Raw genomic sequence first — 13,052 nt, 5'->3', positions numbered from 1 at the left:
CCACCTCCCGCGCGGGAGGTGGCCTTCACCGGAACTCGTCGGCTCAGCGCTGGGCCCGGTTCACCGCGCTCACCACCGCGCGCAGCGAAGACGTCACGATCGACGGGTCGATGCCCACGCCCCAGTACACGCGGTCGGAGATCGCGCACTCGATGTACGCCGCGGCGCGCGAGTCGTCGCCCGGGGTCAGGGTGTGCTCGCTGTAGTCCAGGAGCCGCAGGTCGAACCCGACGGTGGACAGCGCGTCGAAGAACGCCGCGATGGGACCGTTGCCGCGGCCGGTGATGTCGTGCTCGTCGCCCTCGACAGTCACGGTGGCCTCGATGTCGTACTCGCCGCCGCCGTTGTCGGTCACGCGCTGGCGCACCAGCTCCAGCGGCGTGCGCTGCTCCAGGTACTCCTTGGCGAACGCGTTCCACATCGTCGCCGGGTCGACCTCGCCGCCCTCGGTGTCGGTGTAGGCCTGGACCACCTTCGAGAACTCGATCTGCAGGCGCCGCGGCAGGTCGAGCTGGTGCTCGGCCTTCATGATGTAGGCGACGCCGCCCTTGCCCGACTGCGAGTTCACGCGGATCACGGCCTCGTACGTGCGGCCGACGTCCTTCGGGTCGATCGGCAGGTACGGGACCTCCCACGGGTACTCCTCGACCGGCACGCCCGCCTTGTCGGCGGCGTCCTTCAGCGCGTCGAGGCCCTTGTTGATCGCGTCCTGGTGGCTGCCGGAGAACGCGGTGAACACCAGGTCGCCGCCCCACGGCGTGCGCTCGGCCACGGGCAGCTGGTTGCAGTACTCGACGGTGCGCTTGATCTCGTCGATGTCGGAGAAGTCGATCTGCGGGTCGATGCCCTGGCTGAACAGGTTCATGCCCAGCGCGACGAGGTCGACGTTGCCGGTGCGCTCGCCGTTGCCGAACAGGCAGCCCTCGATGCGGTCGGCGCCGGCCTGGTAGCCCAGCTCGGCGGCGGCGATGCCGGTGCCGCGGTCGTTGTGCGGGTGCAGCGACAGGATCACCGAGTCGCGGCGTTCGAGGTTGCGGCTCATCCACTCGATCGAGTCGGCGTAGACGTTCGGGGTCGCCATCTCGACGGTCGCCGGCAGGTTCAGGATCACCGGCTTCTCGGGCGTCGGCTGCCAGATCTGGGTGACGGCGTTGCACACCTCGAGCGCGTACGACAGCTCGGTGCCGGTGTAGGACTCGGGCGAGTACTGGAAGCGGAACTCCGTGTCGGGCTGCTTCGCGGCCAGGTCGACGACCATCTCCGCGCCCTGCGTCGCGATCTTCTTGATGCCCTCGCGCTCCTCGCGGAACACCACGCGCCGCTGCAGGATCGACGTCGAGTTGTAGATGTGCACGATCGCGCGCGGCGCGCCCTCCAGCGCCTTGAACGTGCGCTCGATGAGCTCGGGCCGGCACTGCGTCAGCACCTGGATGTGCACGTCGTCGGGGATCGCGCCCTCTTCGATGATCTCGCGCACGAAATCGAAGTCGGTCTGCGACGCGGCGGGGAAGCCGACCTCGATCTCCTTGTAGCCCATGCGGACGAGCAGGTCGAAGAACTTGCGCTTGCGCGCCGGCGACATCGGGTCGATCAGGGCCTGGTTGCCGTCACGCAGGTCCACGGCGCACCACAGCGGCGCGCGGTCGATGCGCTTGCCGGGCCAGGTGCGGTCGGGCAGGTCGATGTTCTCGACCAGCTGGTACCAGGGCTTGTAGCGGTGGACGGGCATCGACGTGCCGCGTTGGGGGTTCCACACGGGCTGGCCCTCGGGCGCCGGACGAGACGGGGTGCGGACGCGGGATGAGGCCGTGCGGGGGTCGGTTGTGCTCATGGGTGAAGACGTCTCCTGACGAGGTGGGTGCGAAGACCGGCACCACGAAGCCCCGCGACGAGGAGCCGGTCCGGTCAGGCCCCGTCGCGGCAGCGAAGCAGGAGAGCACGCGCCACGCAGCCACCTTAACCGCGGACCGCGGCGGTTGTGAAGTCACCTCCGCGATCGAACTGTTACGTGCGGTGCGCACTACGTGTTACCAGCGGGTAGCGGCCAGGGGTGTGACGTGCCAGACTGCCGAACATGGCCGAGCACGCCGAACAAGCCTCCGAGAAGGACACCGAGCCGCGGCCCAAGCGCGCCGAGGTCGACTGGCGGCGCGTCCGTGAGCAGGGGTTTTCGTTCGTGGCCACGGTCGTGCGGTGGATCGGGCTGCTCTTCGCAGCGATCCTCGTGCTGCACGTGATCTTCGTCGTCGGCGAGGCGAATCCGGCCAACGGGATCGTCTCGTTCGTCCGGAACTGGGCCGATTGGCTGTCCCTCGGCTTCAAGGACCTGTTCACCCCGAGTGACGCAAAACTCAGGGTCCTCGTGAACTACGGCATCGCCGCGATCTTCTGGCTCGTGGTGTCCGCGATCGTCGCGAAGATCCTGCGCCGCGTCGGTGGTGCGGTCTCCTGACCCGGTGGCGGGCCGCCTCGCGGACGGCCCGCGCACTCGCCGGGTTCGGTCAGGACTGCCAGGTGATCGGCTTGTCGCCGTAATCCGTGTCCGGCGCCTGGTCCTGGTACGAGCTCTCGTCGTACTCGGCGCCGGTCACCGAAGTGCCCGGGCCGGCGAGCGCCAGGACGCAGCTCTTGAAGGTCGAGCCCTTCGTGGTGAAGTCCTTGCCCGCGTCGCCGCTGTCGCACTTGTCGAACGTGCCGATCACGGACACGCCCTGCGCCTGGGAACCGTCGGGCAGCAACGCGTTCATCAGGCCGAGCGAGGTGTACGAGAAGTCCGCGCCGCTCTCGTTCGAGACGGTGACGCGCACGTAGTACGGCGTCATGCCCTTGGCCTTGTCGCCGAGGTCGAGCGGTGCGAGGTCCGCCTCAGTGCCCTTGTCGATCGACGTGACCGTGACGCCGAGCGAGCCCGGGTGCCCCTCGGACTTGAACGGCACGACGGCTTTCTGGCCCAGCTTGAGCTTGGTGCCCTGCTGCGTGAACCCGCCGGTCGACGTGGTGTCCGCCGTTCCGGCCGTGCTGCTCTCGGGCGCGCTGCTGCTGGTGTTGCTGCTGCTCGCGCTCGGCGCCGCGGCGCCGGCCACGGCCGAAGGCGTGCCGCTCGTCTCTCCCGAGCAGCCGGCCAGAGCCAGCGCTGCCGCGGAGACCCCCAGGACCGCCAGCACACGACTACGCATTTCGTTCTCTCCTCGTGTCCACCCAGTGTGTGCCGGCTTCGATGCGGCCTTTCGACCAGCGGTTCCGTAGTCCGGCGACGTTACTCAGCGACGCGAAGTGAGCGCAGTCAGTCGTCCAGCGCGGGTGTGCCCCATTCGCCGCTGAAGGCGAACTCGGCCAACGGGATGCGGTGGCGCGGTTTGTGCTCGCGTTCGATGCGCTGTTCGTCTTCGAGCACGTTCGCGTCGGTCGCGTGCCCGACGGCGATGGCCACCCGGGCCACCGCGTTGTCCGGCAGCCCGAACGACGAGCGCACAGCTTCGGCGGAGAAGCCGGCCATCTGGTGCGCGATCAGGCCGAGCTCGACGGCCTGCAGCACGAGGTTTTCACTCGCCAGCCCGAGGCCGTAGTCGGCGTAGGGCACTTCGCCCTTCTCGTTCTCGACCACCGTCACGCCGATCAGCAGCGCGCCCGCGCGGAACGCCCACGCCTGGTTGCCGGTGTTGAGCGTCGCGAGGATGCGGGCGAACGTCGGGTCGCCACGCCGCCCGACGAGGTAGCGCGCCGGCTGCGTGTTGCCGAACGACGGCGCCCAGCGCGCGGCTTCGAGGAGGGTTACCAGTTGGTGGGACGTGACTTCCGCGGCGGCGTCGTAGGCGCGGGGGCTCCAGCGCTCGGCGATGGCCGGCAGGACGGGTACACGGGTCTCGGCGGGTTTGCGCACGTTCCGCACCGTAGTACGGGGGAAGTGCTCTCCATCACTCCGGCGGAAGGGCTTCGAACATTTCCGTGGTGTTAAGGAAAATTTACTTCGAGCACACCCCCGATCGGTGTGCGCCGCCACTCGATTGAGTGGCGAGCGCTGCCCGCCCCGGTAGAGTTTCGCCCAAGTGAAGGGACGCGGGGGCTCCTCGGTGCCCACCAGGAGCAGACCCGGCCCGTCAAGGAGGTTCGGGCTGTGGCCCTCGTGGTCCAGAAGTACGGCGGTTCGTCGCTGGAAAGTGCCGACCGGATCAAGCGTGTCGCCGAGCGGATCGTCGCCACCAAGAAGGCCGGCAACGATGTCGTGGTCGTGTGCTCGGCGATGGGTGACACCACCGACGAGCTGCTCGACCTGGCGCAGCAGGTGAACCCGGCGCCGCCGGAGCGCGAGATGGACATGCTGCTCACGGCCGGTGAGCGCATTTCGAACGCGCTCGTGGCCATGGCGATCTCGGCGCACGGCGCGGAGGCGTGGTCGTTCACCGGTTCGCAGGCCGGTGTCGTCACGACGTCGGTGCACGGCAACGCGCGCATCATCGACGTGACGCCGAGCCGCGTGACGGAAGCGCTGGAACAGGGCTACGTCGCGCTGGTCGCCGGTTTCCAGGGCGTGTCGCAGGACACCAAGGACATCACGACGCTCGGCCGCGGTGGTTCGGACACCACCGCCGTCGCGCTCGCCGCGGCGCTGGGCGCCGACGTGTGCGAGATCTACTCCGATGTGGACGGTGTGTACTCCGCCGACCCGCGGATCGTGCCGGACGCCAGGAAACTCGACACCATCCCGTACGAGGAGATGCTGGAGCTCGCCGCGAGCGGCTCGAAGATCCTGCACCTGCGTTCGGTCGAGTACGCGCGCCGCTACGGCGTGCCGATCCGAGTCCGCTCTTCCTACAGTGACAAGCCGGGCACCACCGTGACCGGCTCAATCGAGGAGATCCCCGTGGAACAAGCGCTGATCACCGGTGTGGCACACGACCGCTCGGAGGCCAAGATCACGGTCACGGGCGTGCCGGACCACGCCGGGGCCGCCGCCCGGATCTTCCGCGTGATCGCCGACGCGGAGATCGACATCGACATGGTGCTGCAGAACGTGTCCAGCACCGTTTCGGGTCGCACCGACATCACGTTCACGCTGTCGAAGGCCAACGGCGCCAAGGCCGTGCAGGAACTCGAGAAGGTCAAGACCGAGATCGGGTTCGAGACCGTGCTCTACGACGACCACGTCGGCAAGGTCTCGCTCGTCGGCGCGGGGATGCGCTCGCACCCCGGAGTCACGGCGACGTTCTGCGAGGCGCTCGCGCAGTCGGGTGTCAACATCGAAATCATCAACACCTCGGAGATCCGCATTTCGGTGCTGATTCGCGACGCGCAGCTCGACGACGCCGTGCGCGCGATCCACGAGGCGTTCGAACTCGGCGGCGACGAAGAAGCCGTCGTCTACGCGGGGAGTGGTCGCTGATGGGCAACGGTCTGCGCGTCGGGGTGGTCGGGGCGACCGGCCAGGTCGGCGCTGTGATGCGGAAGCTGCTGGAGGAGCGCAACTTCCCGGTCGACGAGATCCGCTACTTCGCGTCGTCGCGTTCGGCCGGCTCCAAGTTGCCTTGGCGCGGCGCGGAGATCACGGTCGAGGACGCCGCGACGGCGGATCCGTCCGGTTTGGACGTCGCGCTGTTTTCCGCGGGCGCCACGACTTCGCGTGAGCAGTCGCCGCGGTTCTCCGCCGCGGGGGTGACCGTGATCGACAACTCGTCGGCGTTCCGCCGCGACCCGGACGTGCCGCTGGTCGTCAGCGAGGTCAACCCGGAAGCCATCAAGGAAGCGCGCAAGGGGATCATCGCGAACCCCAACTGCACCACCATGGCGGCCATGCCGGTGCTCAAGCCGCTGCACGACGAGGCGGGCCTCACGCGCCTGGTCGTGAGCACCTACCAGGCGGTGTCCGGCAGCGGGCTCGCCGGCGTGGACGAACTGGCGGCCCAGGTGAGCGCCGTCGCGTCGCGCGCCGCGGCGCTGACGCACGACGGGTCCGCAGTGGACTTCCCGGCGCCGGCCAAGTACGTCGCGCCCATCGCGTTCAACGTCCTGCCGATGGCCGGGTCCGTTGTGAACGACGGTTCGGCCGAGACGGACGAGGAACAGAAGCTGCGCAACGAAAGCCGGAAGATCCTCTCGCTGCCTTCGCTGCTGGTGTCGGGAACCTGCGTCCGGGTGCCCGTGTTCTCGGGCCACGCGTTGTCGATCAACGCCGAGTTCTCGTCGCCGCTCTCGGCTGCCCGCGCCACGGAACTGCTTTCCGGCGCGCCCGGCGTGCAGCTGTCGGACGTGCCGACGCCGCTGCAGGCCGCGGGCAAGGACCCGAGCTTCGTGGGCCGCATCCGCGCCGACCAGAGCGCCCCGGAGGGCCACGGGCTCGCGCTGTTCGTGGCGACGGACAACCTGCGCAAGGGCGCCGCGCTGAACGCGGTCCAGATCGCGGAGCTGGTGGCCGCGAACCGCTGAGCTCCCGCCCGGCCCCCACGTTCCGGGGGCCGGGCGGTGATCACTTCTTGACCCGCGCGGTGATCACGGGGAGCCCGAACGCCACCCTCAGCTCGGGCTTCTGCAACGGCCGCAGCACCGCCTGGATCAGGAACCCCCACACGAACACGGCCGGCACACCCACCGTCCCGCTCGAACTCGACGTGAACGCGACGATCAGGCCGATCAAGAGCACCGCCGCGAACGCGCACTCGAGGCCCAGGATCGCCTTCACCACCCCACCCCGCCGCTGTCCGAGGCGCACGGCGCACCCGACGAGCGCGACGGTCAGCGCCGCGTTGACGGACACCAGCACCAGCGGCCAGACGAGGTCACCGGCGCCCCCGTGGCCCGCGACGAGGAACCACACGAAGCCCGCGAGCACCAGGTAGAGCGCCGCCTGCCCGGCGATCGCCCAGCGCACCGAGCGGATCCCCTTCCGCACCTCCTCCTCGGCATTGGCCCCCGTCATGGGCACCGGCCGGTACGGCCCGGGATTCGGGTTGAACACGGCGTCCACCACCTCTCGTCGCTCGCTCGCCGCCGTGGCAGGTCAAGACCACCACGGAGGGGCCGGGACCGGTCCCCGGGTGGGTGCGCGCTGGGCCGTCACGAAGATCGCAAACGAACGTCGCCGCCGGCAGCAGCAGCCCGGCCGAAGCCAGGCCTCAACCACGCACCGCAGCTCTCGGCACCGGCCGGTACTCCGGTGACACCCCCGCGACCACCAGCACCATCCGCAGCGGCAGCACTTCCGGCGACGCGGCCGCCGCGGCGTCGAGGGCCGCGGTGATCTCCTCGGCGCCCGGGTCGCCGACCACCATCTCCGGAGGGCCGGGCCAGGCCATGCGCCAGTGGACCACGCGGGCGTCCGCGAGGGCCGCCGTCACCACGAGGGACAGGCGCTGGCGGACGGAGGCCACGACGTCGGCCGCGCCGCGTTTGGCGAGGGAGGCGAGGTCGCCGGAGGCGAGGCGGTCCAGGGCGTCGCCCAGGGAGAGGCCGCCGAGGACTTCCCGGGCGGACCGCGTGACGGCGTGGCGCTGCGACAGGTCGGCGAGGGTGTCCCAGTCGGCGCGGGGCATGGCGCGCTGCTCGTCGGTGAGCAGGTCCGAGAAGGCCTGGTCGAGCGTCGATTCGGCGGCCAGCAGGGCGCTGGCCCGGGGTTCGTCGCCCAGGGGCAGTTCGGCGTCGAGCAGCCGGCGGAAACCGGCCATGGGCCGCGACGGCAGGTAGCCCGCGCGCAGGCCGAGCGCGGCGTAGCGGCGGAGGAACCGTTCCCACAGCTCCTCGAGCACCTCGCGCTCCCACTGCACGTCCACGGGATCCCGCGAAGCCCACACCCGCTCCGCGAGCCGCACGTAGTACCCGGTGAACGCCCGCACCGCCGGCCGCGGCAATGCGCCGAGGCCACGCGCGCGGGCCAGCTCGTCCCGCGCCCGCGAGAGCACGCGCACGCCCCACGCGATCACGCGCCCGAAGCGGATGTCCTGCAGGAACGCGGTGCGCAGCAGCGCCCGCAGCTGGTCCGGGTTCACCGCGGCCAGCAGCGGGACACCGATCACGAGCCGCCGCCGCGACAGCAGCCGCACGGCGACGCCCGCGTCGAGGTGCACCGACGTCGGCTCGCGGGCCCCGGCGTCGGCGGCCACCGAGCGCACGAGCGCCCACACCTTCGCCGACGACGCGTCGAGGCTGACCTTCGGCGCGCGGTCGTCGTCCGAGCAGAGCGCCTTGACCAGTACGGCGAGCCCCGGCGCGACGAGCAGCGGCAGCAACGAGAACGGCGACACCGCGGCGATCAGCAGCACCTCCACCGCGACGAACCCGCCGACGGCGACGAACACCGCCAGCGCGAACGCACCCAGGAGACCCACCGCGAGCAGCGCCACCCGACCTCCCTCGTGCGCAGCAATCGTCGTGCCGGATATCGCTGGAGGGACCGATCACGTTTCTGCGATGCCCGCGACCAGTGTGGCGGAGCAGACCACTCGCCACACCGGTACTCACCACCGGCCCGCGCGGACCGGGGTCAGGCCTTGGTCGCCTGGTAGCAGGCGAGGTACCGGATCTTGCGGAACTCCACGATCCGTCCCTTGCCGCTGTACGCCCACACCGCGGCGTCCGCGTGCACACCGAGGTGCCGGAACTGCTCCACGGCCTCGCGGCCGCGCCCGAGCTCCACGAGCGCCCGCGCCGCGTACGCCCGGCTGTTCGGCGTTCCCGGCGCGTTGCGGCCTTCGCCTTCGAGCCACGGCAGCAGCCGGTCGACGGCCGGCCCGATCCGCGGGTCCTGCCACGCCCCGGCGACCCCGGCGAACTCCGCCTCGTGCGCCGCCACCAGCAGCAGGAAGGCCAGCTTCGGGTGCTTCGCCGCGCCTTCCTCGGCGAACGCCCACATCAGCTCGTGCGAGCCGCCCCACTTCTCGCACCAGTACTGCAGCGCCGAGTCGTGCGCGGGGAGGTTCACCGGGTCGCGGGCGACCAGCTGGGCCCACACGTCGCGGAACGCGTTGTTGTCGTACTGCCGGCCGCGCGCGACCGTCAGCATCGTCACCCACGGCGTGGGATCGGCGGGCGCCAGCGCGGCCGCTTCACGGACCGCCGGCTCGGCGGACTCGAGGATCGCGAAGAACCGCTGGAACTGCTCCCGGGACACGTGCTGGGCCTGCAACCCGCTGCGCACCTGCCAGGCCAGCTGCAGCAGGCCGCGGGCGTTGACGGCGGCGGCGTCCGGATCGCCCGGCCGCTCGGCCCGCCAGCGCTCGAGCCCGGTCTCGTCGTTCGCGACGACCTCACCGAGCAGGCTGATGAGGACAGCGCGCCGGTCCCAGTGGGTACCGATCGTGGGCAGCAGGTGCGCCGCCGGCCGCCAGTCGTCGTTCGCGAACGCCTGCCGCGCCGCGTCGAGTTCGGGGTCGGGCACGAAGTCGGCCGCCGTGACCTCGGCGTCCGGCGGCAGGCCGAACTGCGCCACGTCCGGCATCACGACCTTCGGGCCGTTCTCGGCCTCCGGCTTGTTCTTGGCCTTGTTCTTGGCCGGCGGCACGTACCGCGCGAGTTCCTCGCGGCTGAGCGACGAGGCGAACTGCTCGACGGTCATCCCGCGTTCGCGGGCGGCCTTGGCCAGGGCGATCGCCGTTTTCCGGCGTCTCGAATCGAACAGCACGCTGAGGATTCCCACGGTGGCACGGTTCCTTTCAGGACAGAACGGGGTTGGTGACGGCCAGCAGCGCCCGCAGCGCGCCGGTGTTCCCGGCGACGGCGGCGTCGAGTGCCGGGGTGAGCGACGTGGCGAACGGTTCGGCGAGCAGCAGCTCGGCGGGCCCGGACCACGACAGCTGCCAGCGCGCGGCACCCGAGCCGGCGAGCGCCGACGTGACCACAGTGGACAGCCGGGCGTGCGCGGAGGCCCCGAGCAGCTCGCGGCGGGCCCGCGGTCCGGCGCCGGCCGGAACCTTGACAGCGGGGTCGGCGAGCTCCTCGAGCCTCCCGGCGTCGAGTGCGTCGAGCAAGGACGAAATCGACCGGCCATGCGCGATCTTTCCGGCGTTTTCGAAGAATTCATTTCGCATGGAGACGTCGACGAGCGTCTGCCAGTCCGTGCGCTGCTTCTTCCGGGCCTCGTCGGACAGGCCGGTGAGCATCGCCGCGTCGAGCACGGCTTCGGCGTTGCGCAGGATCGCGGCGGCCGGCCGGGCGCCGCCCGGCAGCACCGGCACCCTCGGAGCGGCCTCGAGGACCGCGATGCGCTCGGGTGTGGCGGGGTGGCTGTCGTACCGGGAAACCTCGTGCTGGGGCGGGTTGCGCCGCACCTCGGCCAGCTCCTCGGCCCGGTGCTCGTCGGCCAGCAGCTGCCGGTAGCCCTCGGCCAGCCGGGCGGGCACGTAGCCGGCTCGCCAGCCCATGGTCGCGTACGTGGTGAGGAAGAACCGCCACAGGACCGCGAGCGCTTCGATCTCGCGCAACGCGCTCGTTGCCGCGGTAGTGCCCGCGACCCGCGCGGCCGCGGCGTCGGCGGCGAGCTCCTGATCGCGGCTCACGCGCATGGACACCGTGAAGTACAGCTTCGCGTAGCCGTTGAGCAGCGGATGCAGGTACCGGCCGAGGCCACCGGTGTTGGTCAGTCCGCTCACGACCCGGCCGATCGCCTGGCGGCCGCGGTAGGTCGCGCCACCGAAGCGGGTGTCGCGGTTGCTGTAGTGGCCCAGTTCGTGGCCGAGCACCGAGCGGAGCTGGTCCGCCCGCAGTCCGGCGAACAGTTGCGCGCCGATGAACATCCGGCGACGTTTCACCCGCAGCCCGAGCCAGCGCGTCTGCTCCTGGACGGCGGCGTTCACCTCCGGCACCAGGTAGATCTCGTCGGGCGGCCGGGTGCCGACGGCGTCGGCGAGTTCGCGGACGACCGCCCACAACTCGGGTTGCGCTTCGGGCGTGAGCGGCAGGCCGGAGACGTCGTCGTCACGGGCGCGTTCGATGGTGAACAGCGCCTGCAGCAGCACGTAGACCGCGGGCACGGCGAAGATCGCCAGGCGCAGCCCGGTTGCCGGCCGGTCCTGGACCGCGTAGATCTCCAGCGCCACGATCGCCGCGACGATCACCAGCACCAACACGGGAAAACCGGCCAGCAGCACGACAGAGAGCAAAGCTCGTGAAGAGTTCTTCATGGAAAAGCGAAATCCTCCCAGGCGGCGCGTCGAGCGCCGGGCTCGATCATCCTGCCGGATATCGACGGGTGCCTCGATTTCGTTTCGCTCACGAAGTCGCTTTTGATGCGAAGATCGGGCAAAAGTGTACTATTCGGACGGTCGGTTTTACCGTCGGCTAATCCACTGTGGACTGTGGCCGGTCCTGTTCGGCCAGTTCGCGGGCCTGGCGTTGGGTCTTGAGAAGAAATCGACCGGTCCGTGGACGGGAATTTTCCCCCGCGGTCGCGAAAGCAGTCGGCTACTCTCCGCGCCCGGCACCTGACGAACCGCGCTGCCGGAACAAGACCACGACCTCCGGCTCACTCACGAGCGGCGCGGGCGTGCGGCGGCGCAGGATCCCCACAGTCGTCCCCTCCAGACGGCACGCCGCTGGTTTCAGGCAGCAGCGCGCGCAGCGACGTGGTCTCCCCGGCCGCCGCGGCCTTGAGCGCCGGGAAGAGCTCGTCGGTGTACCGCGGGGTGAGCAGCAGCTCCGTCGATTTCGACCACGAGATCCTCCACTGCGCACGTCCTTCGGTGGCGAGGTGCGCCAGGACCACAATGGACAGTCGGGTCCGGGCGGACTCACGGAGCGGCTCCCGGCGGGCCGCCGGATCGGCGTCCGCCGGAACCCGCAGGTCAGGGTCGGCCAGGTCCTCGGGGCGGCCCGCGTCCAGTGCGTCGAGCAGCTCACCCATCGATCGGCCCCGGGCGATCTTCGCCGCCGTCTCGTTGAAGTCGTGGCGCATCGACACCTCGGCGAGCGTCTGCCAGTCCGTCCGCTCCTTCGCGAGCGCCTCGTCCGGCAGGAGGCTGAGCCACGCGGCGTCGAGGACGGCGTCGGCGTCGCGCAGGAGCTCGGTCGCCGGCCGATCGCCGCCGTCGGCCGTGAGCACGACGGGAGCCGCTTCGAGGAGCCGGATGCGGTCGGGTGTGGCGGGGTGGCTGTCGAACGGTGACGTCTCGCGCTCGCGGGGGTTCCGCCGCAGCTCCGCCAGCTCCCGGGCCCGGCTTTCGTCGGCCAGCAGCAGCCGGTACCCCTCGGCCGGGTGTTCGGGCAGGTAACCGGCGCCCCAGCCCAGCATCAGGTAGTCGGCGACGAAGGACCGCCACCCGGCCGACAGCGCCGCGATCTGGCGCAGCGCACCGGTCGCCGCAGCGGTCCCGCCGACGCGCGCGGACGCGGCGTCGGCGGCAAGCTCCTGAGCCCGGCTGATCCGCGCCGACACGGAGAAGTACAGCCAGCCGTACGCCTGGAAGAGCGGATGCGCCAGCCGGCCGAACCACGAAGCTCCGTCGAGTCCACTCAGGACCCGCATGATCACGACCCGCCCGCGGTAGGTGGCGACCGCGAAGCGGGTGTCGCGATTGCTGTAGTGCGCGAGTTCGTGGCCGAGCACGGCCCGGAACTCGTCGACGCGCAGCCCCGCGAACAGCGGCGCGCCGATGGCCAGCCGGCGCCCGGCGACCCGCAGCCCGAACCACCGCGTCCGCTCGAGCACGCCCGCGTTCACCCGCGCCACGACGCGGACCTCGTCGGGCGGCGCGGTGCCGACGGCTTCGGCCAGTTCGTGGACCAGCGCCCACAACTCGGGTTGTGCTTCTGCGGTGACCGGCACGCCCTCGTCGTCGCGCAAGCGGCCGAAGGTGAGCAGCGCCCGCAGCAACACGAACGCCGCGGGCGCGGCGAAGACGGCGAACTCGAGCCCGTGGGAGAGCCGGCTGCGGAACGCGATCACCTCGACGACCACGATCGCGGCGACGAGCGCCAGCACCAGCACCGGGAACCCGGCCGGCAAACCGACGGCGAGCAGCGCTCGAGCGGAGTTCTTCACGGATCCTCCAGCGGGCAGCGGCCGGGCTCGCACATCCCGCCCGACGCCCGGCCGAAGCTCGATCGCGATTCGCTCACGAATCGGCGGCAGT

General features: G+C 70.8%; 11 protein-coding genes. 3 read left to right on the top strand and 8 right to left on the bottom strand.

What is annotated here, in order from left to right:
* Window positions 1–43: 43 nt before the first annotated feature.
* Window positions 44–1,831 (bottom strand): 2-isopropylmalate synthase, encoded by a 1,788-nt coding sequence (gene leuA, locus ACIA77_RS08275; protein ID WP_395885108.1) that lies wholly within the window; start codon window positions 1,829–1,831, stop codon window positions 44–46.
* A 243-nt stretch (window positions 1,832–2,074) separates the two neighbouring features.
* On the opposite strand from leuA, the gene ACIA77_RS08270 reads away from it, so the two are divergent.
* Window positions 2,075–2,452, top strand: coding sequence for a hypothetical protein (locus ACIA77_RS08270; RefSeq protein WP_395885107.1), 378 nt, complete (start codon window positions 2,075–2,077; stop codon window positions 2,450–2,452).
* Between the two features lie 49 nt (window positions 2,453–2,501).
* On the opposite strand, the gene ACIA77_RS08265 is transcribed toward ACIA77_RS08270, so the two are convergent.
* Window positions 2,502–3,176 (bottom strand): hypothetical protein, encoded by a 675-nt coding sequence (locus ACIA77_RS08265; RefSeq protein ID WP_395885106.1) that lies wholly within the window; start codon window positions 3,174–3,176, stop codon window positions 2,502–2,504.
* 107 nt (window positions 3,177–3,283) lie between these two features.
* Complete coding sequence (locus ACIA77_RS08260; RefSeq protein ID WP_395885105.1) at window positions 3,284–3,880, bottom strand: nitroreductase family protein; 597 nt, start codon at window positions 3,878–3,880, stop codon at window positions 3,284–3,286.
* A gap of 234 nt (window positions 3,881–4,114) precedes the next feature.
* Here ACIA77_RS08260 and ACIA77_RS08255 point away from each other — a divergent pair, with 234 nt between their 5' ends.
* Together ACIA77_RS08255 and ACIA77_RS08250 are read left to right on the top strand one after the other, a co-directional pair.
* Window positions 4,115–5,380 carry an aspartate kinase gene (locus ACIA77_RS08255; protein ID WP_395885104.1) on the top strand — a complete coding sequence of 422 codons (1,266 nt, stop codon included), beginning with the start codon at window positions 4,115–4,117 and terminating at the stop codon, window positions 5,378–5,380.
* Window positions 5,380–6,420 (top strand): aspartate-semialdehyde dehydrogenase, encoded by a 1,041-nt coding sequence (locus tag ACIA77_RS08250; RefSeq protein WP_395885103.1) that lies wholly within the window; start codon window positions 5,380–5,382, stop codon window positions 6,418–6,420. The genes ACIA77_RS08255 and ACIA77_RS08250 overlap by 1 nt, the downstream gene beginning before the upstream one ends.
* Before the next feature lie 40 nt (window positions 6,421–6,460).
* Here the strand turns inward: ACIA77_RS08250 and ACIA77_RS08245 are convergent, their stop codons facing one another.
* The 5 genes from ACIA77_RS08245 to ACIA77_RS08225 form a co-directional block, all read right to left on the bottom strand.
* Entirely contained in the window at window positions 6,461–6,958 is a 498-nt protein-coding gene (locus ACIA77_RS08245) for a hypothetical protein (RefSeq protein ID WP_395885102.1), read from the bottom strand.
* Window positions 6,959–7,106: 148 nt separating this feature from the next.
* Window positions 7,107–8,330, bottom strand: coding sequence for a hypothetical protein (locus ACIA77_RS08240; RefSeq protein ID WP_395885101.1), 1,224 nt, complete (start codon window positions 8,328–8,330; stop codon window positions 7,107–7,109).
* A gap of 140 nt (window positions 8,331–8,470) precedes the next feature.
* Window positions 8,471–9,622, bottom strand: a complete 1,152-nt coding sequence (locus ACIA77_RS08235; RefSeq protein ID WP_395885100.1) for a DUF4034 domain-containing protein — start codon at window positions 9,620–9,622, stop codon at window positions 8,471–8,473.
* A 16-nt stretch (window positions 9,623–9,638) separates the two neighbouring features.
* Window positions 9,639–11,105 (bottom strand): M48 family metalloprotease, encoded by a 1,467-nt coding sequence (locus tag ACIA77_RS08230; RefSeq protein WP_395885099.1) that lies wholly within the window; start codon window positions 11,103–11,105, stop codon window positions 9,639–9,641.
* Window positions 11,106–11,446: 341 nt separating this feature from the next.
* Complete coding sequence (locus ACIA77_RS08225; RefSeq protein WP_395885098.1) at window positions 11,447–12,961, bottom strand: M48 family metallopeptidase; 1,515 nt, start codon at window positions 12,959–12,961, stop codon at window positions 11,447–11,449.
* Window positions 12,962–13,052: the final 91 nt, after the last annotated feature.

Origin of the sequence: Amycolatopsis sp. NPDC051903 (assembly GCF_044452505.1) — a bacterium.
Lineage (GTDB): Bacteria > Actinomycetota > Actinomycetes > Mycobacteriales > Pseudonocardiaceae > Amycolatopsis.
This window is presented reverse-complemented; position numbering and strand designations above follow the sequence as displayed.